This window comes from Kitasatospora purpeofusca (assembly GCF_034043715.1).
Taxonomy (GTDB): domain Bacteria; phylum Actinomycetota; class Actinomycetes; order Streptomycetales; family Streptomycetaceae; genus Kitasatospora; species Kitasatospora purpeofusca_A.
The window spans coordinates 1-21,878 of sequence record NZ_JAXCLC010000088.1 but is presented as its reverse complement, the minus strand read 5'-3'; the positions used below and the strand labels follow the sequence as shown (position 1 = coordinate 21,878).

19 protein-coding genes are annotated in these 21,878 nt (G+C 74.5%); 16 read left to right on the top strand and 3 right to left on the bottom strand.

The features are described from left to right. The 9 genes from SM793_RS32175 (at nt 1) to SM793_RS32135 (ending at nt 10,563) form a co-directional block, all read left to right on the top strand. Nucleotides 1-1,203, top strand: coding sequence for a pyridoxal-phosphate dependent enzyme (locus SM793_RS32175; protein ID WP_413816084.1), 1,203 nt, complete (start codon nt 1-3; stop codon nt 1,201-1,203). Next, nucleotides 1,200-2,393, top strand: coding sequence for a dipeptide epimerase (locus SM793_RS32170; protein WP_320441852.1), 1,194 nt, complete (start codon nt 1,200-1,202; stop codon nt 2,391-2,393). The genes SM793_RS32175 and SM793_RS32170 overlap by 4 nt, the downstream gene beginning before the upstream one ends. Next, nucleotides 2,390-3,595, top strand: coding sequence for an MFS transporter (locus SM793_RS32165; protein ID WP_320441851.1), 1,206 nt, complete (start codon nt 2,390-2,392; stop codon nt 3,593-3,595). The genes SM793_RS32170 and SM793_RS32165 overlap by 4 nt, the downstream gene beginning before the upstream one ends. After that, entirely contained in the window at nt 3,592-4,491 is a 900-nt protein-coding gene (locus SM793_RS32160) for a class I SAM-dependent methyltransferase (protein ID WP_320441850.1), read from the top strand. The genes SM793_RS32165 and SM793_RS32160 overlap by 4 nt, the downstream gene beginning before the upstream one ends. A gap of 5 nt (nt 4,492-4,496) precedes the next feature. Next, nucleotides 4,497-6,059: an ABC transporter substrate-binding protein gene (locus SM793_RS32155; protein WP_320441849.1), complete on the top strand. Its 1,563-nt coding sequence runs from the start codon at nt 4,497-4,499 to the stop codon at nt 6,057-6,059. Beyond that, the gene (locus tag SM793_RS32150) at nt 6,056-6,997 is read left to right on the top strand and encodes an ABC transporter permease (protein WP_413816083.1); all 942 of its coding nucleotides are present in this window, start codon (nt 6,056-6,058) and stop codon (nt 6,995-6,997) included. The genes SM793_RS32155 and SM793_RS32150 overlap by 4 nt, the downstream gene beginning before the upstream one ends. Before the next feature lie 229 nt (nt 6,998-7,226). Then, nucleotides 7,227-8,048 carry an ABC transporter permease subunit gene (locus tag SM793_RS32145; RefSeq protein WP_320441848.1) on the top strand — a complete coding sequence of 274 codons (822 nt, stop codon included), beginning with the start codon at nt 7,227-7,229 and terminating at the stop codon, nt 8,046-8,048. After that, complete coding sequence (locus SM793_RS32140) at nt 8,045-9,511, top strand: ABC transporter ATP-binding protein (protein WP_320441847.1); 1,467 nt, start codon at nt 8,045-8,047, stop codon at nt 9,509-9,511. Before SM793_RS32145 ends, SM793_RS32140 begins: the two co-directional genes overlap by 4 nt. A 260-nt stretch (nt 9,512-9,771) precedes the next feature. Next, complete coding sequence (locus SM793_RS32135) at nt 9,772-10,563, top strand: VOC family protein (RefSeq protein ID WP_320441846.1); 792 nt, start codon at nt 9,772-9,774, stop codon at nt 10,561-10,563. Between the two features lie 130 nt (nt 10,564-10,693). Here the strand turns inward: SM793_RS32135 and SM793_RS32130 are convergent, their stop codons facing one another. Both SM793_RS32130 and SM793_RS32125 read right to left on the bottom strand, forming a co-directional pair. Further along, nucleotides 10,694-11,155, bottom strand: coding sequence for a hemerythrin domain-containing protein (locus SM793_RS32130; RefSeq protein ID WP_320441845.1), 462 nt, complete (start codon nt 11,153-11,155; stop codon nt 10,694-10,696). A gap of 160 nt (nt 11,156-11,315) precedes the next feature. Beyond that, entirely contained in the window at nt 11,316-11,912 is a 597-nt protein-coding gene (locus SM793_RS32125; RefSeq protein WP_320441844.1) for a TIGR03086 family metal-binding protein, read from the bottom strand. Between the two features lie 195 nt (nt 11,913-12,107). Between SM793_RS32125 and SM793_RS32120 the strand changes: the two genes are divergently transcribed. The 4 genes from SM793_RS32120 (at nt 12,108) to SM793_RS32105 (ending at nt 17,745) form a co-directional block, all read left to right on the top strand. Next, nucleotides 12,108-12,680: a DoxX family protein gene (locus SM793_RS32120; protein ID WP_320441843.1), complete on the top strand. Its 573-nt coding sequence runs from the start codon at nt 12,108-12,110 to the stop codon at nt 12,678-12,680. Nucleotides 12,681-12,997: 317 nt separating this feature from the next. Further along, nucleotides 12,998-15,568: a collagenase gene (locus tag SM793_RS32115; protein WP_320441842.1), complete on the top strand. Its 2,571-nt coding sequence runs from the start codon at nt 12,998-13,000 to the stop codon at nt 15,566-15,568. 369 nt (nt 15,569-15,937) lie between these two features. Continuing rightward, nucleotides 15,938-17,110 carry an LLM class flavin-dependent oxidoreductase gene (locus SM793_RS32110; protein WP_320441862.1) on the top strand — a complete coding sequence of 391 codons (1,173 nt, stop codon included), beginning with the start codon at nt 15,938-15,940 and terminating at the stop codon, nt 17,108-17,110. Then, entirely contained in the window at nt 17,107-17,745 is a 639-nt protein-coding gene (locus tag SM793_RS32105) for an FMN reductase (RefSeq protein WP_320441841.1), read from the top strand. The genes SM793_RS32110 and SM793_RS32105 overlap by 4 nt, the downstream gene beginning before the upstream one ends. Before the next feature lie 66 nt (nt 17,746-17,811). On the opposite strand, the gene SM793_RS32100 is transcribed toward SM793_RS32105, so the two are convergent. After that, on the bottom strand, nt 17,812-18,231 hold the full coding sequence (locus tag SM793_RS32100) for a helix-turn-helix domain-containing protein (RefSeq protein ID WP_320441840.1): 420 nt from the start codon (nt 18,229-18,231) through the stop codon (nt 17,812-17,814). Between the two features lie 109 nt (nt 18,232-18,340). On the opposite strand from SM793_RS32100, the gene SM793_RS32095 reads away from it, so the two are divergent. From SM793_RS32095 to SM793_RS32085, 3 genes are all read left to right on the top strand, one after another. Beyond that, nucleotides 18,341-19,786, top strand: a complete 1,446-nt coding sequence (locus SM793_RS32095) for an MFS transporter (RefSeq protein ID WP_413816082.1) — start codon at nt 18,341-18,343, stop codon at nt 19,784-19,786. A 178-nt stretch (nt 19,787-19,964) separates the two neighbouring features. Continuing rightward, nucleotides 19,965-21,077 carry a Dyp-type peroxidase gene (locus SM793_RS32090; protein ID WP_320441839.1) on the top strand — a complete coding sequence of 371 codons (1,113 nt, stop codon included), beginning with the start codon at nt 19,965-19,967 and terminating at the stop codon, nt 21,075-21,077. Further along, the gene (locus SM793_RS32085; protein WP_320441838.1) at nt 21,074-21,874 is read left to right on the top strand and encodes a family 1 encapsulin nanocompartment shell protein; all 801 of its coding nucleotides are present in this window, start codon (nt 21,074-21,076) and stop codon (nt 21,872-21,874) included. The genes SM793_RS32090 and SM793_RS32085 overlap by 4 nt, the downstream gene beginning before the upstream one ends. Nucleotides 21,875-21,878: the final 4 nt, after the last annotated feature.

Here is a 21,878-nt window from a genome sequence, read left to right as displayed (position 1 = left end):
CTGCTCGACTCCGGCGCGGCGCTGGGCAATCCGGACCTGCTGCCGCTGCTCGGCGGCACCCCGCTGGCCCGGATCACCACCCCGCTGCCGCATCCGCACCCCGGCTTCTGGGCCAAGCTGGAGGGGCTGGGCGCGGGCGGGATGAAGGCCCGCTCGGCCGTGGCCATGCTGCGCGGTGCCCACGAACGCGGTGAACTCCGCCCCGGCGCCACGGTGGTGGAGTCCACCTCGGGCACCATGGGGGTCGGCCTGGCCTTCGCGGGGCAGGCCCTCGGGCACCCGGTCGTGCTGGTCGGCGACAGCGAACTCGAGCCCTCCATGCGGCAGTTGCTGCGCTCCTACGGCGCCCGGCTGGAGCTGGTCGAGCGGCCGGCCCGGCACGGCGGCTGGCAGGCGGCCCGGCTCGCCCGGCTGCGCGCCGTGCTCGACCTGCTGCCGGACGCGTACTGGCCCGACCAGTACAACAACCCGGACAACGCGGCCGGTTACCGGGCGATGGCCCAGGAGATCACCGCCGAGCTCGACCGGCTCGACGTGCTGGTGTGCAGTGTCGGCACCGGCGGTCACAGCGCGGGGCTCGCCGAGGCCCTGCGCCGGCACTGGCCCCGACTGCGGATCATCGGCGTCGACTCGGTCGGCTCCACCATCTTCGGTCAGCCCGCCCGGCCCCGGCTGATGCGCGGCCTGGGCAGCTCGATCCACCCGCGCAACGTCGCCCACCAGGCTTTCGACGAGGTGCACTGGGTCGGGCCCGCCGAGGCGGTGGACGCCTGCCGGCGGCTGGCCCGGGGCGCCTTCGTCAGCGGCGGCTGGTCCACCGGCGCGGTCGCCCTGGTCGCGGCCTGGGCCGCCCGGGTCCATCCGGGCGCCGCCGTCGCCACCGTCTTCCCCGACGGCCCGCACCGCTACCTCGGCACGGTGTACGACGACGCGTTCTGCCGGCGGCACGGCCTGGACGCCGAGCGGGCCGCGCCGCGCCCGGTCGAGATCCTGCACCCGGCGGCCGTCGAGGTCACCGGCTGGGCCCGCTGCAGCATCGGCCGGACGGCGCCCGCCGACCCCGCGGTACCGGCCGCCGCCACTGTCCCGCCCGCCACTGTCCCGCCCGCAGCCGTCCCGTTCCCAGCCGTCCCGTCCGTCACTGTCCCGTCCGTCACCGTCCCGGCCCCCGCCGGACCCGCCCCCACCGAGGAGGACCGATGAGGGTCGACCTCCACACCGTACGGCTCCGCCTGGCCACACCGCTGCGCATCTCCCGCTCGGTGACCACCGAGCGGGACGCCGTCCGACTGGCCCTCGGCCACGGCGGGCTGACCGGCCACGGCGAGGTGGTCAGCAGCGTCCACCTGAGCCTGCCCACTCATCGGATCCACCATGAACTCGCCCTTCTGCGGCCAGCGTTGGAGCGCCACCAGGATCCAGAGCAGGCACTCGCCGACCTCCGCGCCGGCGCGGCCCCGTTCGCACCGCTGCCGGCCGGTGTGCTGGCCGCCGTCGAGGCCGCGCTGCTGGACCTGGTCGGCAAGCGGGCCGGCGAACCCGTCCACCGCCTCCTCGGGCGGGCCGACCCGGTCGCCGCCGTCACCGCCCGCACCATCGGCATCGAGCCGCCCGCCCGGGCCGCCGTCCAGGCCGCCCGGCTCGCCGACGCGGGCTTCACCGTGCTCAAGGTCAAGGCCGGCAGCGCCGACCCCGGCCTCGACCTGGTGCGGGTCCAGGCCGTCCACGAGGCCGCGCCCGGGGCCCGGCTGCTGCTCGACCCCAACGGTGCCTGGACCCCGGCCGAGGCCCTGCGGCTGCTGCCGGCCTTCGCCGCCACCGGGGTCGAGGCCATCGAGCAGCCGATCGCCCCGGGCGACCCCGACGCGCTCGCGGCCGTCGCCGAGCGCTCGCCGATCCCGGTGATCGCCGACGAGGACGCCGTCGACTACGAGGACGCCTGCCGGCTCGCCGGGCGGGTCCAGGGCGTCAACCTCAAGCTCGCCAAGTGCGGCGGCGTCCACCAGGTGCTGCGCATCGCCGAGGCCCTGCGCGGCAGCGGCACCGAGCTGATGCTCGGCTGCCTGGTGGCCAGTTCGCTCGGCATCGCGCCCGCCGTGCACCTCGCCGACCGGGCCCGCTGGCTCGACCTCGACGGCCATCTGCTGCTCGCCCACGACCCCTGGCAGGGCATCGGCGGCGCCGACGGCACCGTCCGCACCCCGGACCGGGCCGGCCTCGGCGTGCTGCCGGTCCCCCAAGCGCCGACCCCTGCCCCCGAAGCGCCGACCCCCGCCCCCGGGGTGCCGACCCCCGCCCCGGCGTCGCCGGTCCCCGCCCCCGGGGCGCCGGCCCGCGTCCCCGACGGCCGCGCCGAACCGTTCGCCGAGGCCCGACCGGGGGCCGGCCGGTGAGAATACTGCGCGCCGTACGGTCCTTCCCGCTGCCCGTACGGCTGCTGCTGGTCAACCAGCTCGGCGTCAACACCGGCTTCTACCTGCTGATCCCGTACCTGGCCGGGCACCTCGGGCACGACCTGGGGCTGTCCGCGCTCGCCGTCGGCACCGTGCTGGGGTTGCGCAACCTCAGCCAGCAGGGCCTGTTCATCCTCGGCGGCTCGGCCGCCGACCGGCTCGGCGCGCGCCGCGTCATCATCGTCGGATGCGCGCTGCGCAGCGTCGGCTTCGGCCTGTTCGCGCTCGGCGACACCCTCGGCGTGCTGCTCGCCGCCTCCGCCCTCAGCGGGCTGGCCGGCGCGCTGTTCAACCCGGCCGTGCGCACCTACGTGGCACGTGAGGCGGCGGACCGCAAGGCCGAGGCGTTCGCGCTGTTCTCGGTGTTCGCCACCACCGGCGCGCTGGCGGGCCCGCTGATCGGCACCGTCCTGCTGCTGGTGGACTTCCGCGCCGCCGCGCTCACGGCGGCCGGCGTCTTCGCGGCCCTCACGGTCGCCCAGGCCCTCGCCCTGCCCGAGCGGGCCGCCGAGCCCGCCCCGCGCGGGGTGCTCGCCGACTGGCGCGAAGTGGCCTCGGACCGGCGGTTCCTGGCCTTCTCGCTGGGCATGGTCGGCCTGTTCGGCATGGAGAGCCAGCTCTACCTGCTGCTGCCCGACGCCGCCCGCCGCGCCACCGGCTGGGAGGGCGCCGTCAGCCTGGTCTTCCTGACCGCCACCCTCGCCAACCTGACCCTCCAACTGCGCATCACCTCCCGTCTGCAGCGGCACGGCCCGCCCTCCCGCTGGATCCCGCTCGGCCTCGCCGTCGCCGCCACCGGCTTCCTGCTGCCGCTCGCCGCACCCGGCCTGCCCGGTGTCCTCGGCGGTGTCCTGCTGCTCCAGCTCGGGCTGATGACCGCGCAGCCCTTCGTCCTCGCCCTGATCCCGGCCTTCGGGCGCGACGGCCTCACCGGCACCTACTACGGCCTGTACTACGTGGTCTCCGGCTTCGCCGCCGCGCTCGGCAACACCCTGGTCGGCCGGGCCATGGACAGCGCCGCCACCGCGCCCTGGCTGCTCTGCGCCGGCCTCGGCCTGTGCTCCGCCACCGCGCTCGCCCGGCTGCACCGCACCGGACGGCTCCCCACCCCCGCCCGCCCCCTCCCCAGCGAGGCCCGATGAACCGCCGCCCGACCGCGCCGCCCCCCGCCGAGACCCACCGGAACCTCCTCACCGACCGCCCGGAACTCTACGAACTCCGCTTCCCCGACCCGGAGTACACCGCCCCCCGGTGGGCCGAGGCGATGCTGCGCGCCCACGGCGCCGGGCCCGAGGTGCTCGACCTCGGCTGCGGCACCGGGCGGGACGCGGGCTGGCTGCACCGCGTCGCCGGGCGCACCGTCACCGGCCTGGACAGCTCCGCGGCCATGATCGCCCACGCCCGCTCCCACCACCCCGGACCGGCCTACCACGTCGGCGACATGCGGTACTTCACGCTGCCCGGGCGGTTCGACGCGGTGCTCTGCCTGGACAGCGCACTGCTCTACTGCCACACCAACGAGGACCTCGACGCTCTCTTCGGCCGGCTCCGCCGCCATCTGCGCCCCGGCGGTCTGCTGGTCGCCGAGATGCGCAACGGCGCCTTCTTCCTCGGCCGCACCGAACTCCTCGACGCGCCGAGGCTGGACAGCATCACTCACGAGGGCGTCACCCTCACCTCACGCACCGTGCTGTGGATCGACCACGCCGCCCAGTTGCTGCGCCGCACCCGGAGCTGGGCCGGGGACGACGGCGCGCCGCCGGTCGAGCAGCACTCCGCCTGGCGGCTGCTCTTCCCGCAGGAGCTGCGTCATCTGCTCGCCCACCACGGCTTCACCGTCCTCGCCCTGCACGACCGGCCCGGACCGCGCACCGACCCCCCGTGGACGGACCGCGGGCGGTCCGCGGACGCGGTCGCCACCCCCGCCACCCCCGGCACCGCCCCCGGCACCGCCCCCGCCCCCGCCCCCGCCACCGCCGACGGCGACCGGCTGCACCTGGTCGCCCGGTTCGAACCCCCCGCCCGAAAGGGAAGTTGACCCCGATGCCCCGTCCGCTCGCCCGCCGCACCCTGCTCACCGCCGCCTCCGTCTCCGGCGCGGCGCTCGCCCTGGCCGCCTGTTCCGCCCCGGGCGGCACGGCCGCCGCCGACCGCGCACCGGCCGCCGCCGGCCCTCGGCGCGGCGGCCGGCTGCGCGCCCTGTTCGCCGGCGGCGGCGCCGAGGAGACCCTCGACCCGCACCGGGTCAACCTGTTCGCCGACGCCGCCCGTGCCAAGGCACTCCACGACAAGCTCGCCGACTGCGGCCCCGACCTCGCCGCCGTCCCCCGGCTCGCCACCGGCTGGGAGCCGGGCCCGGGCCTCGACGTCTGGACCGTCCGGCTGCGCGAGGCGGCCTTCCACGACGGCAGCCCGGTCACCGCCGCCGACGTCCTGTACAGCTACCGCCGAATAGCCGACCCCAAGCGGGCGTTCCGGGCCCGGGCCTCGCTCGAACCGATCGACCTCGCCGCGAGCCGGGCATCCGACCCCCGCACGGTGGAGTTCCGGCTGAACCGGCCGTGCGCCGAATTCCCCAACATCCTGGCCGCGTTCGGTGCCTACATCGTCCCGGAGGGCACCGAGGACTTCCGGGCGCCGGTCGGTTCCGGGCCGTTCTCCTTCGTCTCCTTCGAGCCCGGCCGCTCCCTGCTGCTCCGGCGCTTCGACGGGTACTGGGACGGAGCCCCGCACGTCGACGAGCTGGAGCTGCTCGCGGCCGCCGAGGAGTCCGCCCGCGCCAACGCCCTGCTGGCCGGACAGGCCGACTACGCCCACGAGTTGGCGCCGTCCACCGCCCGCGCCCACGCGTCCGGTGGGCGGATCGGCGTCGTCCGGCTGCGCAACAGCACCATGCAGGGCTTCGTCATGAAGACCGACCGGCCGCCCTTCGACGACCCCCGGGTCCGCCAGGCGTTCTTCCACCTGGTCGACCGGCAGGAGCTGGTCGACGGCGCGCTCTCCGGCGCCGGTGAGATCGGCAACGACCTGTTCGGCAAGGGCAGTCAGTACTACCCGGGCGGCCTCCCGCAGCGCACCCGGGACCTCGACCGGGCCCGCGCGCTGCTGCGCGAGGCCGGTGCCGAGGGGCTGCGGATCACCCTCGACACCTCGCCGGTCGCGGCCGGACTGGTCGAGGCGGCGGGCATCCTCAAGGAACAGGCCGCGCGGGCCGGCCTCACGATCGAGGTGCGGGTCGGCAGCAAGGACACCTACTGGAAGGACATCCTGGACGGCGGTGTGCTCGCCTCCTTCCGCTCCGGCGCGATGCCGATCGAGTCCCACCTCTCGCAGCGACTGCTCTCCACCTCCACCACCAACGCCACCCACTGGCGCCGCCCCGACTTCGACGACCTCTACACCCAGGCACAGTCCACGGCCGACCCGGCGACCCGCACCGCCCTCTACGAGCGGATGCAGCGCCGGCTGTTCGAGGAGGGCGGACTGCTGGTGTGGGGCTTCGCCGACTGGATCGTCGGCCATGCCCCGCGGCTGCGCGGCGTGGCCGCGGACGCCCCGGCCAACACCCTCGACTGGGCCAGGTTCGACAAGGTCTGGCTGGCGTGACGCCGCGCGCCTGGGTGCGGCGCCGGCTGCTGCTCGGGGCCGGGCAGGTCGCGGCCGTCCCGGTGCTGGTCTTCGCCCTCACCGAGGCGCTCCCCGGCGACGCCGCCGTGGTCGCCGCGGGGGACGACCCCGACCCGGCGCGGATCGCCGCATTGCGGGCCGCGCTGCGGCTGGACCGCCCGGCATTGGAGCGCTTCGCCGACTGGGCGGGGGAGTTGGCGCACGGTGAGCTGGGCCGCTCCCTCGTCGGCGGCCGACCGGTCGCCGACCACCTCACCGAGGCCCTCGCCCCGACCCTGCTGCTGGCCGCGCTCACCCTGTCTCTGCTCGTCCCGGCCGCGGTCGGCCTCGGGCTGCTCGCCGCCCGGCGCGAGGGCGGGCCGCTGGACCGCGCGGTCAGCGCGGTCACCCTCGGGGTGTACGCGGTACCGGAGTTCGCTCTCGGTGTGCTGCTGACGGCGGTCTTCGCGCTGCGGCTGGGCTGGCTTCCGCCGACCGCCGTCGGCGGGATCGGCCGCCAGCCTGCCGCCCTGGTCCTGCCGGTCGTCGTGCTCCTGGCCCGCCCGGTCTGCTCGACCGCGCGACTGGTCCGGGCCGGACTGCTCGACGCCATGGCGGCCCCGTACGCCGTCCACGCGCTGCGCTGCGGCGTGCCGCCGAACCGGGTCCGGCTCGCCCACGCGCTGCCCAACGCCCTCGCCCCGGTCCTCCAGCACCTCGCCCGCACCGCCGAGTGGCTGCTCTGCGGGGTGATCGTGGCCGAGGCCCTGTTCGTGGTCCCCGGGCTCGGCACCGTGCTGCTGGACGCCGTCGCCGCCCGTGATGTGCCGGTGGTCCAGGGCCTGGCGGTGCTGTTCGGCACCGTGACCGCCCTGCTGAACCTCGCCGCCGACCTCGCCGCCCGCCGCCTTGCCCCCCGAACGGAAGTCGCCGTATGACCACCCCGTCCCGTGCCACCCCTACCCGTGCCACCCCTACCCGTGCCGTTTCGGCCCGAGCCGTTTCGCCCGCCGGCGGCCGTCCCGACGGCAGGCCCGCCGACCACCTCACCGCCCGTCGCTGCGACTGCGGCGTCTGCCGGGCCCTCGCCCGGCGCTGCCGGTGGCTGGTCCGCAGGGTCGGCGGCTCCGCCGCCGGGCGCCGCCGGGCGACGGCCCCGGTGGCACCGTGAGGCGCTACGCGCTCGGGCTCGCGCTGGTCGCCGTGCCGTTGCTGCTCGCCCTCGGCGGGCCGCTGCTGGCGGGCGGACCGGGGCCGCGCGGGGTCTCCTTCACGACGGACGGCGGCCACTGGCTCGGCACCGACTTCGCGGGCCGCGACGTGCTGCGCCAGGTCCTGCTCGGGGGGCGCCCGGTGGTGCTGGTGGCGGTCACCGCGACCGTCCTCGGGTACGCCCTGGCGCTGCCGCTCGCGCTGGCCGCCGCACTGACCGGGCGGTCCTGGGTCGAGGAGTTGCTCCTGCGCCCCCTGGACGTGCTGATCGCCGTACCCGCCCTGCTCCTGGTGCTCCTGGTGGCCACCGCCGCGGAGCCGGGACCGGCCGGCCTGGCCGTCCTGGTCGGGGTGGCGGCGGTGCCGGACATCGCCCGGGTCGCGCACGCGGCGGCGGTGGCGGCGGCCTCCCGCCCGGCGGTCGAGGCGCTGCGGCTGCACGGCGAGTCCTGGTGGCGGATCGCCTTCGGGCAGGTCGCCCGGACGATCCGCCGCACCCTGGCCGCCGACGCGGGCACCCGGCTGGTGGGCGCCCTGTACCTGGTGGCGACGGCGGCCTTCCTCGGCGTCGGGGTGGGGCCGGACACCGCCGACTGGGCGGTGATGGTGGACCGCAACCGGGCAGGGCTGTTCCTGCAGCCCTGGGCGGTGGTGGTCCCGGCGCTGCTGGTGGCCGGGCTGGCGACCGGCACCAATCTGCTGTTCGACGCGGCCCTGGCCGGCTCCTCCGGGCGCGGTCCTGGAGCGGGCCGGCGCGGTCCGGGAGCCGCGGCGTGAGCGGGCCCGAGCTGGCCGCCGTGGACGGCCTGCGGGTGCGGGTCGGCGCCCGGGTCCTGGTGGACGGGGTGTCCCTGCGGGTGCTCCCGGGCCGGGTGACGGCCCTGGTGGGGCCGTCCGGCAGCGGCAAGACGACGACCGCGCTCGCCCTGCTGGGCGCCTACCCCGCGGGCGCCCGGGTGTCCGGCACGGTCTCCCTCGCCGGGGCGGACGGCGCCCCGATCGGCCATGTGCCGCAGCACCCCGGCACGGTGCTCAACCCGGCCCGTCGGGTGGGCGTCCTGCTGCGCGACCTCGCCAGGGTGCACGGCGGTGGCCCGGAGGCCGTCGGACGTGCGCTCCGCGACGCCGAACTGTCCGAGGTGGACGGCCTGTTGCGCCGCTATCCACACCAGCTCTCCGGCGGCCAGCAGCAACGCCTGGTGCTGGCGCAGGCGTTGCTCACCGGAGCGCGGGTGATCGTCGCCGACGAACCCACCACCGGCCAGGACCCGGCCACCGCGCACCGGCTGGCCGCCCTGTTCCGCCGCTTCGCCGCGCGCGGCACCGGACTGCTGCTGCTCAGCCACGACCTCGCCCTGGTCCGGGAGTCGGCCGACGAAGTGGTACTGCTGGCCGACGGCCGTGTGGTGCGGACGGGCCCACCGGACGAGGTCCTGTGCGCACCCGCCCGCCCGGCGGTGCCGCCGGTCCGGGCCGCACTGCGCGTCCGGCCTGCCCCGGCCCCGACTCCGGGCGCACCGGTCCGGCTCGACGTCACGGGCCTCACCGCCCGCCACCCGGGCGGCGCGGTGGTACTGCGCGAGGTCGGGCTGAGCCTGCGGGCGGGGGAGTGCCTGGCCCTCACCGGTCGCACGGGCAGCGGCAAGACCACCCTCGGCCGCTGCCTGGCCGGGCTGCACCCACGTCACGAGGGCACGGTCCTGCTGGACGGCGAGCCGCTGCCGCGCAGCGTCCGGCGGCGTGGACCCCGGCGGCTGGCGGCCGTGCAGTACGTCTTCCAGGACGCCCGGTCGGCGTTCGCGGACCACCGCCCGGTGCTCGACCAGGTCGCCCGGGCGGCGGTCCGGCTGCGCGGCCGCACCCCGCCGCAGGCCGCGGCCGAGGCCGCCACCCTGCTCGCCGAACTCGGCCTCGATCCGGCGAAGGCCGCCCGGCCGCCCGGCGGGCTCTCCGGTGGCGAGCTTCAACGGGCGGCGCTGGCAAGGGCGTTGATCGCAAACCCGGCGGTTCTGGTGTGCGACGAGATCACCGCGGGACTGGACGCGGACACCCGGGCCTCGATCCTGGCCCACCTCGCCGACCGCCGGGACCGGGCCGGCCTGGCGTTGCTGTTCGTCTCCCACGATCCGGCGGCCGTCGCCGCCCTGGCCGACCGGGTGGCCACCCTGGCCGACGGCCGGCTGCACCCCGCCTCGGCGGCTCACCCGTTCGGGCGACAGGGCGCCGCCCCGCCCGGGTAGCGCCGCCGGTCGCCCGCCGCACCTGCACGGGCACGCCGACACACCGCACGCCGGGCCGGGGACGCGCCCCCGGCCCGGGCGCGCCCCGCGTCCCGGCCCTCTCCATCCTCCTCACCACCGCCCCACCGGCCCCACACCCACCCCCGCGCGCTGATGCGGCACGAATTGTCGGACACGTCCTAGGCTGAACCCGCCCGGACGGCCGGACGGCCGTGGGAGTCGGGAGGCGCCCGGCGGCGGGATCTCGGAGGTGGTGCGCGATGGGCAGCGATGCGACGACGGCCGAGGTGCGCTGCGTGGCAGCCGTCCCGTGCTGGGTGAGTCTGATGGCCCGCGACCTCGACGCCGCCAGGGCGTTCTACGGGCCGCTGCTCGGCTGGGAGTTCGAGCCGGGGCCGGACCGCTTCGGCCCGTACGAGCACGCGGTGGTCGGCGGCGAGGCGGTGGCCGGAGTCGGTGTGGCGGGCGGTGGCTGGGACATGCCCGTCGCCTGGACCAGTTACTTCGGCACCGAGAGCGCCGACGCGGCCGCCGACGCGGTGCGCGAGCGCGGGGCGACCCTCGCGGTCGGTCCGCTGTCCTTCGACGCCGGCCGGCTGGCGTTCGCGGCCGATCCGGCGGGTGCGGTGTTCGGCATCTGGGAGGGCCCGCCGGGCCGCGCCCGGCGGCTGGACCTGCTGGGCGCGCCGGTCTGGATCGAGCTGCGCACCCCCGACCCGTTCGCGGCGGCGCTCTTCTACGGCGAGGTGTTCCGCTGGGACGGCCGTGACCCGGAGCGGTTCGAGGTCCGCTGGGAGCACGACCGGGTGGTGCTGCGGGCGGAGGGGCACAACGTCGCCGCGCTGGCCCGGGAGCAGCAGGGCGGGCCGACGGGGCTGCCCCCGCACTGGGAGGTCTCGTTCTCCGTGCCGGACACCGACGAGGCCCTGATCCGGGCGGAACAGCTCGGCGGCAGCGTGCTCGGTCGGGCCTTCGACTCGCCGTACGGGCGGGTGGCCCGGTTGCGGGACCCGGAGGGCGGCCGGTTCGCGGTGATCAGCGCCAAGCCCTGAGCCGCGCCCGGCCCTGAGCCGCGCCAAGCCGTGACCCGCGCCCTGCTCCGACCTGCGCCCTGCCCTGAGCCGCACCCTGCCCCGACCTGCGCCAAGCCCCGACCCGCGCCCGGCCGACCCCGTTCCCCTACTACGGCCCGGCCCCGGCGATCTCCGCCCGCTCGGCCCGCAGCCGTTCGCCGAGCGCGGCCCGCTCGGCGGCCGGCAGGGCCTTGCGGGCGGCGGTGAAGAGCTCCTTCTCCTCGGTGGCCAGGTGCCGCCGCAGCAGCTCGGTGAGCCCGTTCAGCAGAGTGCCCAGCGCCGGGTCGCCGGAGCGGACGGCCTGGAGGTCGGTGAGGTACTGGCCGATCGCGAGGTGGTCGTGGATGCACCGGAAGACCACCGCGCCGCCGTCCGGCACATCGTGCTGGACGACCGGGAAGAGGTGTTCCTCCTCGGCCGCGCAGTGGCTGAGCAGCAGGTCGGTGAGCCGGTCCACCAGCTGCCCTGGTTCCCGGTCCTCGGCCCGGCCGGCCTCGACCCGGACGAGCAGGTCCTCCACCGCGCGGTGCTCCGCGGTGAACTCACCCAGGATGTCCGGTCTGCGACTCATGGCGCGCCCGCCTCTTCTCCGTCGACGTCCGGTGCGCCCCCGACACCTCCAGTATCCGGCTCCGCCCGGTCGACCGGCATCCGCCGGACCCGCCCGCGCGCGGTGCACCGGCCCGCGGGGCCCGCGCCACCACGGCGCGCGGTGCCCGTGCCGCCGTCGCTCAGGGGCGGTCGCGGCGCCCGGCGAGGGCCAGCAGCCGGGTCTGCGGCGCGGCGTCCCCGGCCACCGGGAGCGGCGGGTCGAACAGCCCGCTGCCGGAGAGGTCGCCGTAGCCGAAGAACTCGGCCAGCGCGAAGTCGACGAGCTCCTCCGGGAGCCGGGTGCGCCGGCCGATGCCCTCGGCGAGGTCCCAGCTGTGGATGACGGCGTCGGCGGTCAGCTGGTCCAGGTAGTACTGGCCGGAAACGTCGCCGAAGGAGAGGTGGACGGTGAGCTCGGTGGCGCCGGGGACGGCGAAGGCCTCGCGGGCGGCGTCGGCGGCGGCCGTCCAGGCGGCGACCGGGTCGTCGCCGAGGACGTCGCCGTCGAAGCGGCCGCCGACCTCGGAGATCGTCGCGCCCATCAGTAGTTCGGGCACCCAGAGCTGTTCGCCGGTGAGGTGGTTGACCAGATCGCGCACGCTCCAGTCCGTGCACGGGGTGGGCGCGTCCCACTGGTCGGGAGTGACCAGTCGGATCCGTTCGGTGAAAGCGGCGAGGGCCTCGGCGTGCGGAGTGTCCCGGTCGGCCGGCCGTCGGTGTTCATTGCGATGTGCCATGTCCTGAGCGTGCCCCGCCGCGCACGTCCGTACGCCGGTCCGCACTACTCGTGACCCGGCCACGCCAATATCTTCCGTCCGGTCGGTTGTTCAAATTCAAACTTCCAGGTACGGTCGACGCACCCCAGCTGGTTCGAATTTGAACAAATGGATTCGGCCGGTATCGACGAACCCCCCTTCCTGATGGAGACGCGCATGCCGAGCAGCAGCCCGAGCACGACCGCCGCCACCACCCCCCGTTCCGCAGCCGGGTCGGTCCCCGGACCGGTGACCACCTCCCCGCACGCCTACGACGCCGGCCTCCTGCTGCTGCGGGTGGCACTCGGCCTGACCATGGCCGCCCATGGCAGCCAGAAGCTGTTCGGCTGGTTCGGCGGCGGCGGCATCGACGGCACCGGACGGTTCTTCGAGGCCAAGGGCTACCCGGCGGCGAAGTTCATGGCCGTCGTGGCCGGCCTCACCGAGGCCGGCGGCGGACTGGCGCTCGCCGTCGGCCTGCTGACCCCGCTGGCCGCCGCCGCGATCCTCGGCACCATGCTCAACGCCCTCGCCGTCACCTGGAGCGGCAGCTTCTTCGCCGTCAAGGGCGGCAGCGAGTACGAGCTCCTGCTGATCGCCGCCGCGGCGGCGCTCGCCCTGACCGGCCCCGGCCGCTATGCCGCGGACCGCTACCTGCCGGTGGTGCGCTCGCACCGGCTGAGCTACGGCGCGGTCGCCGTGGTGCTCGCCCTCGTCACCGCGGGGGCCGTGCTCCTGGCGCGCAACTGATCAGGAGTGCGCGGCCCTTGATGCCGTGATCCCCCCCGCGAAGGCCGCCGGTCGACCGACCGGCGGCCTTCACCGTTTCGTGGGCGATCGGTGAAGTTCCTGTGCAGGCGCGGGAGTTGCCGGAGATTCTCTGATTCGAGGGTTCCCGGGTTGTGTGATGTATGCCATTGTACATGTCACACCCCCCACCGATGCTCGGTGCTACCGCCCCAACGGTGCACCGCAACGGTCCTCGCCACCCCCCACCGGCCGCACCCCCACGCGACCGACGAAGGCCCGGAGGCCCCCACGTGAGAATCACACGCCCTTTAGCGCAAATGCCGCACGTCGCAAAGGTCCTGGCGCTGATCGTGGCGCTGTTCATGGCGGTCGGCCTGTTCGCCCCGCGCGCCCAGGCGGCCACCACCGAGACCCAGCCGGACTTCGGCGGCGGCTCGCCCGCCACCACCTCGGCCGGACCGGCCGGGATCGCCCCGAGGCCCGCCATCGGTGACACTCCCGACGCGGGCGCGAAGAACGAGCCGGTCCCGGCCCGGGACCGCGCCCCCTTCTCGACCGCCTCCCCGGATCGCTCCGACGCCCCGTCGGAGGCCAGGCGGCAGGCCGAGATCGTCAAGACCTTCGGTGCGGGCGCCCCCAAGGCCCTCGCCGCACAGGCCTGCAACATCACGGACTTCACCGGTCGCACCGGTGGCGCCCTGGTCGATGCGGTCAAGGCGGCCGACCTCGGCTGCATCAACAGCCTGTTCAACCTGGTCGGCGCCGACGCGAGCGGCGCCTTCCGCGAGGCCCAGATGGTCTCGGTGGCCGACGCCCTGCGCGACAACGCCGCCGCCTACCCGGGCGACAACTCCATCTCCACCGGCCAGTTGGTGCTCTTCCTGCGGGCCGGCTACTTCGTGCAGTGGTACCACGCGTCCGACGTCGGCACCTACGGCACCGCTCTGCAGACCTCGATCCGCGGCGGCCTGGACAGCTTCTTCAACAGCGCGCACTCCCGCGACGTCACCTCCGCCAACGCCGGCACCCTCGGCGAGGCGGTCACCCTGATCGACAGCGCGCAGGAGAACGTCCGCTACCTCCCCGTGGTGAAGCGGATGCTGGGCGCCTACGACGCCGCCACCCACAACCCGGCCAACATGGGCAACGCGCTCAACAGCGTGTTTACCGTGCTCTGGCGCGGCCACCAGGCCACCGGCTTCGTCGACGCGGTGACGGCCGACCCGAGTGTGCTCGACGCGGTCTACTCCTTCGCGGCCGCCAACGGCGCCCTGCTCGGCGGCGACTACACCTTCCTGGTCTACAACGCCACTCGCGAGCTGGGCCGCTTCGTGCAGTACCCGGCGCTCCAGCCCAAGGTGCGCTCGCAGCTGAAGGGTCTGGTCGACCTCTCCTCGCCCACCGGCAAGACCGCCTACCAGTGGGCCGCCGTCGCCGAGATGGCCGACGCCTACGACAAGGGCAACTGCTCGTACTACGGCACCTGTGACTCCGCCGCGCGGCTCAAGTCGGCCGTCCTGACGGTCAGTCACACCTGCAGCCCGAGCATCCGGATCCTCGCCCAGGCGCTGGACTCCACCCAGCTGGCGACCGCCTGCTCCAGCCTGACCGGCCAGGACGCGTACTTCCACTCGGTGGCCAAGGACGGCGGCCCGGTCGCGGACGACCAGAACACCACCATCGAGGTCGTGGTCTTCCACAGCTCCTTCGACTACGGGGTGTTCGCCGCCTCCATCTACGGCATCAACACCGACAACGGTGGCATGTACCTCGAGGGCAAGCCGAACGAGGCCGGCAACCAGCCGCGCTTCCTCGCCTACGAGGCCGAGTGGGCGCGCCCGGACTTCCAGATCTGGAACCTCAACCACGAGTACACCCACTACCTCGACGGCCGGTTCGACATGTACGGCGACTTCGACGCCGGTGTGAAGACCCCGACCATCTGGTGGATCGAGGGCTTCGCGGAGTACGTCTCCTACTCGTACCGCAAGGTCAACTACGACGCGGCGATCTCCGCCGCGGGCCAGCACACCTACAAGCTCTCCGCGCTGTTCGACACCACCTACGAGAACACCAACAGCGAGCGCACCTACCGCTGGGGCTACCTCGCGGTGCGCTACATGCTGGAGCAGCACCGCGCCGACGCCGACGCCGTGCTCGCCAAGTACCGCGCCGGTGACTGGGACGGTGCCCGCACCATCCTCAAGACCACCGTCGGCACCCGCTACGACGCCGACTTCGACACCTGGCTCACCGCCTGCGCGGCCGGTGCCTGCTCCGGCAGCACCAACCCGCCCGGCAACCAGGCGCCCGCCGCCGGCTTCACCGCCACGACCAGCGGGCTGGGCGTCACCTTCGTCAACCGCTCCACCGACGCGGACGGCAAGATCACCGCCTACGCCTGGGACTTCGGCGACGGCACCACCGACACCACCGCCACCCCGACCAAGTCGTACACCAAGGCCGGCACCTACACCGTCACCCTCACCGTGACCGACGACAAGGGCGCGACCGCGAGCGCCCGGCAGGACGTCACCGTGGGCGGCGGTGGCCAGTCCGAGTGCGCCGGCGCCGACCCGCGCCAGCTGGACAAGAACTGCGGCCGCAGCAACCTCTCCGCGATCACCGGCGACTACGCGCACTTCTACCTGTACCTCCCGGCCGGGGTGAAGGAGCTGAAGCTCACCAGCACGGGCGGCACCGGTAACGCCGACCTCTACTACAACGCCACGAACTGGGCGTACACCAACTCGTACACCGCCAAGTCCACCACCGCGGCCAACAACGCCGAGACCCTGACCATCGCCAACCCGCCGGCCGGCTACGTCTTCGTGAGCCTCTACGGCCAGCAGGGCTTCACCGGCGCGAACATCAAGGCCGAGTACTGACACCGGAGTTCCGACTCCAGGAGTCCCGACCTCGGATCCTCGTGAAGCCTCATGAAGCCTGAAGGCCCATAAAGCCTGAAGCATCCTGAAGACTCGAGGAAACCTCACAGAGGCCCCCGGCGGCGCGCGAACGGCGCGCCACCGGGGGCCTTCCCGCGTCCGGCCCCGGATCGACCGCAGCCGGCTCGCCGACCGGTACGCGCTGCCGGTGCGCACTGCCGGTGCCGGTGCACGCTGCCGCTGCCGGAACGGGCGCCGGGCGTTCGCGGGAATAACTCCCACGGGGCGGATGCTAAGGTGGTTGAAACTTTGACGATCGAATCCTGAGCCGAGTTCTCGGCGGGATCAGCCAGGAGTGTGGTGAGCACCATGCAGTTCGGAATCTTCACCGTCGGCGATGTCACCCCCGACCCGACCACCGGCCGCACCCCGACCGAGTACGAGCGGATCAAGGCGACCGTGGCCATCGCGCGCAAGGTGGAGGAGGTCGGCCTGGACGTCTTCGCGACCGGCGAGCACCACAACCCGCCGTTCGTGCCGTCCTCCCCGACCACCCTGCTCGGCTACATCGCCGCGCAGACCGAGCGCATCATCCTCTCCACCTCCACCACGCTGATCACCACCAACGACCCGGTGAAGATCGCCGAGGACTACGCGGTGCTCCAGCACCTCTCCGACGGCCGGGTGGACCTCATGATGGGCCGGGGCAACACCGGCCCGGTCTACCCGTGGTTCGGCAAGGACATCCGGCAGGGCATCCCGCTGGCGATCGAGAACTACGCGCTGCTGCACCAGCTGTGGCGCGAGGACGTGGTCGACTGGTCGGGCCGCTTCCGCACCCCGCTGCAGTCCTTCACCGCGACCCCGCGCCCGCTGGACGGCGTCCCGCCGTTCGTCTGGCACGGCTCGATCCGCAGCCCGGAGATCGCCGAGCAGGCCGCCTACTACGGTGACGGCTTCTTCGCGAACAACATCTTCTGGCCCAAGGAGCACTTCAAGAAGCTGGTCAACCTCTACCGGGAGCGCTACGCCCACTACGGGCACGGCACGCCCGAGCAGGCGATCGTCGGCCTCGGCGGCCAGGTGTTCATGCGAAAGAACTCGCAGGACGCGGTGCGGGAGTTCCGCCCGTACTTCGACAACGCGCCGGTGTACGGCCACGGCCCGTCGCTGGAGGAGTTCGCCGCGGAGACCCCGCTCACCGTCGGCAGCCCGCAGGAGGTGATCGAGAAGACCCTGGCCTTCCGCGACACCTTCGGGGACTACCAGCGCCAGCTGTTCCTGATGGACCACGCCGGCCTGCCACTGAAGACCGTGCTGGAGCAGCTGGACCTGCTCGGCGAGGAGGTCGTACCGGTGCTGCGCGAGGAGTTCGCCAAGGGTCGCCCGGCCGGCGTCCCGGACGCGCCGACCCACGCCGGCCGGCTCGCGGCCGAGCGCGCCCGCCGGGAGCAGGGCCCCGACAACGCCGAGCAGGCTGAGCAGGCCGAGCGGAACGTCGAGAACGTGAAGAACGTGAAGAACGTGGAGGTGGCCAAGTGACCGCGTACCGACTGGTGGTGATCAGCGCCGGACTGAGCAAGCCGTCCTCGACCAGGCTGCTCGCCGACCGGCTCGCCGATGCGACGATCCGTCAACTCGGCTCTGCCGAGCGGGAGGTGGACGTCCAGGTGGTCGAACTGCGCGACCTCGCCACCGACATCGCGCACAACTTCGTCACCGGCTTCCCCGGCCCCGCGCTGCGCGAGGCGATCGAGGCGGTCGGCCGGGCGGACGGCCTGATCGCGGTGACGCCGATCTTCGCCGCCTCCTACAGCGGGCTGTTCAAGTCGTTCTTCGACGTGATCGACCCCGACACCCTCACCGGCAAGCCGGTGCTGATCGCCGCCACCGGCGGCACCGCCCGGCACTCGCTCGCGCTGGAGCACGCCGTCCGCCCGCTGTTCTCCTACCTGCGCTCGGTGGTCGTGCCGACCTCGGTCTACGCCGCCACCGACGACTGGGGCACCACGGGGGACCGCCTCACCGACGGTCTCCCGGGCCGGATCGACCGCGCGGCCGGAGAACTCGCCGGACTGCTCGCCGGCCGGACCCCGAGCGGCCCGGCCGGGGACGGCGCGGCGCAGGAGGAAGCCGTGGTGCCGTTCGCGCAGCAACTGGCGGCGCTGAGGGCCTGAGCGCGCGGCCGAGCACACCTGGAGGGGCGGGTCCGGAGGTCTCGGACCCGCCCCTTTCACTTGCGCTCACCCCACCCGCGCGTCGTACGAGGCGCGGGCCGTGGCGATCTCGCGCTGGTGCGCCTCGGTCCAGGCGACCAGGGAGCGGACCGTCTCGTGCAGCGTCCGCCCGAGCGGGGTCAGCGCGTAGTCGACCCGGGGCGGCACCACGGCGTGCACGGTCCGCTCGACCAGGCCGTCCCGCTCCAACTGGCGCAGGGTGACGGTCAGCATCCGCTGGCTGACCCCGTCGATCTCCCGCCGCAGCTCGGTGAAGCGCAGCGAGCCGCGGTCCAGCAGCGCGATCACCAGCAGCGACCACTTGTCGGCGATCCGGTCCAGGATCTGCCGCACCTCGCAGTCCTCCCGGGTGTCCCACTGGAGCACGCCGTAGTCGTCCCCGGTAACCGCGCAGTGCGTCGGTGACTTCAAAGTGCCTTCTTCCATGCTCCCTGATGCTGCCTCAGGATGGCGGTGGTTACAAGAGGGAACCGACCGGACGAGCAGGAATCACCCCGTCCGGCCTCCCCGCCCCCCGCGCTTCCAGGAGACCACTGTGTCCACGTCCTCAGCCGTGCCCGAAACCGGCCGCCCGGCCGCCGCTCCGGCCGGCACCCCGCCGGCCGACCGGCCCTCCCCGTCCTCCCGCTTCACCGGCCGGGAGGCGGCCGTCCTCCTCGTCCTCTGCGGCGCGATCTTCCTGGAGGGCATCGACGTCGCCATGCTCAATGTGGCGCTCCCGTCGATCCGCGCGGACCTCGGGATGGACACCGGCTCGCTGAGCTGGGTGCTGAGCGCCTATGTGCTCGGCTACGGCGGCTTCATGCTGCTCGGCGGCCGCACCGCCGACCTGCTGGGACGACGCCGGATGTTCCTCCTCTGGCTCACCGTCTTCGTCCTCTGCTCCGGCCTCGGCGGTCTGGCCGGCGCCCCCTGGGTGCTGATCCTGGCCCGCTTCGTCACCGGCCTCTCGGCGGCCTTCATGACCCCCGCCGGACTGGCGATCATCACCACGGCCTTCGCCGAGGGCCCCCGCCGCAACCGCGCGCTGCTCGTCTACGCGGGCACCGCCGCGGCCGGCTTCTCCCTCGGCCTGGTGGCCGGCGGACTGCTCACCGCCGTCGGCTGGCGTTGGGTCTTCTTCGCCCCGGTACTGCTCGCGGGCGGTCTGCTGATCGCCGCCGTGCCGCTGCTCCCGCGCGACCCGGCGCCCGCCCGCCGCCCCGGCGAGCGCTTCGACCTGGGCGGCGCCGTCACCGTCACCGGCGCCATGCTGCTGCTCGTCCAGGCCGTGGTGCGGCTCGGCGAACCCGGCGCCACCGCCGGCCTCACCCTCGCCCTGTTCGCCGGCGGCACGGCCCTGCTGGCCGCCTTCGTCGCGATCGAACGGCGCTCGGCCGCCCCGCTGCTCCGCCTCGGCCTGCTGCGCTCCGGCCCGCTGCTGCGGGCGAACGTCGGCGCGCTGCTGTTCGCGGCCTCGTTCTTCGGCTTCCAGTTCGTCGTCACCCTCTACCTCCAGGACCTGCGCGGCTGGTCCCCGCTGCAGACCGGCCTGGCCCTGCTCGCGGTCGGGGTGGACGCGGTGCTCGCGCCGACCCTCACGCCCCGGCTGGTGGAGCGCTTCGGCAACGTCCGGGTGATCCTCGGCGGCTTCTGCCTGGCGGTGGTCTCCTACGCGCTGTTCCTGCCCGTCGGGCCGGACTGGACGTATCCGATGATGTTCCCGACCATGATCCTCACCGGACTGGCCTTCGCCCTCGCCTACGGGCCGCTGACCATCGCCGCCACCGACGGCGTCGCCGAGGAGGAGCAGGGGCTGGCCGGCGGACTGCTCAACACCGCCTTCCAGTTCGGCGCGGCGCTCGGCCTCTCGGCGGTCACGACCGTGAGCCTCACCGTCGGCGGCCCGGACGGCCTGCGGGCCGCGCTGGCGGTGCCGGTCGCGGCGGTCGCGCTCGGCGCCCTGGTCACCGCTCTCGGCCTGCGCCGCTCCCGCGCCTGACCCGCCCCTGCTCCGGCTTCCCTCCGCCTCCTCGCGTCTCCCTGCTCCTCGCCCCTCCCCGCTCCCGCGCGGTGAGGGGCGAGGGGCGTACGGCCGACCGGCCCGCCGCCCGCGCCGAAATGTCCGCTCCGGGGTGTAATCGAACGGGTCATCAGGCCCCGGAGACCGGAGTCCACCCATGCCGCCACAGTCACCGCAGTCGCAGTCGCAGTCGCAGTCGCAGTCGCAGTCGCAGCCGCCGCCCGCCGACCCGCCGGTCCCACAGCCGGTCCTCGCCCCGCCCGCCGCCACCGCGATCTTCCTGGTCCTCACCGTCGACCCCGGCGGCGAGGCCGCCGTCCGCGACCTGTTGCCCGAGCTCGCGGGCCTCCGTCACGCCATCGCCTTCCGTGCCCCCGACGTCGGCCTCACCTGCGTCACCGGCATCGGCTCCGACGCCTGGGACCGGCTCTTCGACGGCCCCCGTCCGGCCGCCCTGCACCCGTTCCCCGAGGTGGCCGGCCCCCGCCACCGAGCCCCGGCCACCCCGGGTGACCTGCTCCTGCACATCCGGTCGGCCCGGATGGACGTCTGCTGGGAGTTCGCCCGCCGGATCACCCGGCGGCTCTCCGGCGCCGCCACCGTCGTCGACGCGACCAACGGTTTCTCCTACTACGACGCCCGCGACCTGCTGGGCTTCGTGGACGGCACCGAGAACCCGGAGGGCCGGGAGGCCGCCGAGGCCGTGCTGATCGGCGCCGAGGACCGGGACTTCACCGGCGGCAGCTACGTCATCGTGCAGAAGTACCTGCACGATCTCGCCGCCTGGGAGCACCTGACCGTCGACCAGCAGGAACGCGCGGTCGGTCGCAGCAAGGCCGACGACATCGAGTTCGACGACGCCGCGAAGCCGGCCGACTCCCACGTCGCGCTCACCTCCGTCACCGGCCCGGACGGCGAGGAGCGGCAGATCCTGCGGTTCAACATGCCGTTCGGCCGCCTCGACGGGGGCCCTGCGGGCCGCGGCGAGGCCGGGACCTACTTCATCGGCTACGCACGCGACCCCGAGGTGCCCGAGGAGATGATCCGCAACATGTTCGCCGGCCGGGGCCCGGCGGCCCACGACCGCCTGCTCGACTTCTCCACCGCGGTCACCGGCACGCTGTTCTACGTCCCCACCGCCGACTTCCTCGCCGACCCGCCGCCGGCCCCGGCCGCCCCCGTCACGCTCCTGGCCCCGCTCCCCGTCGTCGCTCTTCCCACCGACGGCTCCCTCGCCATCGGCAGCCTGAAAGGCACCCCAGCGCCATGAACAACCTGCACCGCGAACTCGCGCCCGTCTCCGCCGCGGCCTGGGAGGAGATCGAGGAGGAGGCCCGGCAGACTTTCAAGCTCCACCTCGCCGGCCGCCGGGTCGTCGACCTGGCCGGCCCGGACGGCCCCGCCGTCGCCGCGGTCGGCACCGGCCACCTCACCCCCATCGAGCCGCCCACCCCGGGCGTCCAGGCCCACGCCCGCGAGGTCCGCCCGCTGATCGAACTCCGGGTCCCCTTCTCCGTCGACCGCGCCGCCGTCGACGACGTCGAACGCGGCTCCCGGGACTCCGACTGGACGCCGGTCCAGGCGGCGGCCCGCACCCTCGCCCTCACCGAGGACCGCGTCCTGTTCGACGGCTACCCGGCCGCCGGTATCGAAGGCATCCGCGCCGCCGCCAGCAACCCCGCCGTCCCGCTCCCCGCCGACGTCCGCGAGTACCCGGAAGCCGTGAGCCTCGCCCTCACCACCCTCCGCCTCGCCGGAGTGGGCGGCCCCTACGCCCTCCTTCTCGGCGCCGACACCTATAACGCCGTCAACGAGACCTCCGACCACGGCCACCCCATCGCCAGCCACATCGCCCGCCTCCTCGACGGCGAGCTGATCTGGGCCCCCGCCATCGAGGGCGCCCTGCTCCTCTCCACCCGCGGCGGCGACTTCACCCTCGTCCTGGGCCAGGACGTCTCGGTCGGCTACCTCTCCCACACCGCCGACGCCATCGCCCTCTACCTCCAGGAATCCCTCACCGCCCGCCTCCTCACCCCCGAAGCCGCCGTCCCCCTGACGACCCCCTGACCCC

Coding starts and splice junctions, on each gene's coding strand:
- SM793_RS32170 (WP_320441852.1), top strand. CDS start 1,200: ATGAGGGTCGACCTCCACACCGTACGGCTCCGCCTGGCCACACCGCTG.
- SM793_RS32160 (WP_320441850.1), top strand. CDS start 3,592: ATGAACCGCCGCCCGACCGCGCCGCCCCCCGCCGAGACCCACCGGAAC.
- SM793_RS32155 (WP_320441849.1), top strand. CDS start 4,497: ATGCCCCGTCCGCTCGCCCGCCGCACCCTGCTCACCGCCGCCTCCGTC.
- SM793_RS32135 (WP_320441846.1), top strand. CDS start 9,772: ATGGGCAGCGATGCGACGACGGCCGAGGTGCGCTGCGTGGCAGCCGTC.
- SM793_RS32130 (WP_320441845.1), bottom strand. CDS start 11,155: ATGAGTCGCAGACCGGACATCCTGGGTGAGTTCACCGCGGAGCACCGC.
- SM793_RS32125 (WP_320441844.1), bottom strand. CDS start 11,912: ATGGCACATCGCAATGAACACCGACGGCCGGCCGACCGGGACACTCCG.
- SM793_RS32120 (WP_320441843.1), top strand. CDS start 12,108: ATGCCGAGCAGCAGCCCGAGCACGACCGCCGCCACCACCCCCCGTTCC.
- SM793_RS32115 (WP_320441842.1), top strand. CDS start 12,998: ATGCCGCACGTCGCAAAGGTCCTGGCGCTGATCGTGGCGCTGTTCATG.
- SM793_RS32110 (WP_320441862.1), top strand. CDS start 15,938: ATGCAGTTCGGAATCTTCACCGTCGGCGATGTCACCCCCGACCCGACC.
- SM793_RS32100 (WP_320441840.1), bottom strand. CDS start 18,231: ATGGAAGAAGGCACTTTGAAGTCACCGACGCACTGCGCGGTTACCGGG.
- SM793_RS32090 (WP_320441839.1), top strand. CDS start 19,965: ATGCCGCCACAGTCACCGCAGTCGCAGTCGCAGTCGCAGTCGCAGTCG.
- SM793_RS32085 (WP_320441838.1), top strand. CDS start 21,074: ATGAACAACCTGCACCGCGAACTCGCGCCCGTCTCCGCCGCGGCCTGG.